We start from the raw sequence: 450 nt of genomic DNA, 5'->3' as shown, positions 1-450 counted from the left end.
GAACACTTGGGTAGCAACCTGAATGCTATCTGGCAAGTTGAACAAAAAACTTCTATCGCCGGTGGTGACTCTGGTTTCGCTAACCGTGAATCTTTCTTGGGCTTGGAAGGCGGTTTCGGTAAAATTCGTGCCGGTAACTTGGATAATGCCCTGAGCAACAGCAGCGACAGCTTCGACCCTTGGGAATCTAGTGCAGCTAACGAAGATGCTCTGCAATTGGGTAAAATCAAACGTGTAGATTCTCGTAAAGTATCTGTACGTTACGATACCCCTGTATTTGGTGGTTTCAGCGCAAGCGTACAATACCAACCACGTGACAATGCTAACCCTAGCGACAAATATACTCACACTGTGAAAAGCCGCGAGTCTTACGACTTGGGTCTGAACTACGAAAACTCTGGCTTCTTCGGTCGCTATGCTGGTTCTTATGCTAAACGTGCTGACTTGACT

Annotated in this window: 1 protein-coding gene; it reads left to right on the top strand. The window is 46.9% G+C overall.

The window, feature by feature from the left end:
• On the top strand, positions 1 to 450 hold a 450-nt coding region (locus tag ACTHTJ_RS10870), incomplete at both ends, for a porin (protein WP_440360997.1).

Origin of the sequence: Neisseria sp. P0018.S001, assembly GCF_051957355.1 — a bacterium.
In the GTDB taxonomy this organism is placed as follows: Bacteria; Pseudomonadota; Gammaproteobacteria; order Burkholderiales; family Neisseriaceae; genus Neisseria; species Neisseria subflava_A.
Note: the sequence above shows the minus strand (reverse complement) of the source record. Positions and strands in the feature narration are given on the sequence as shown.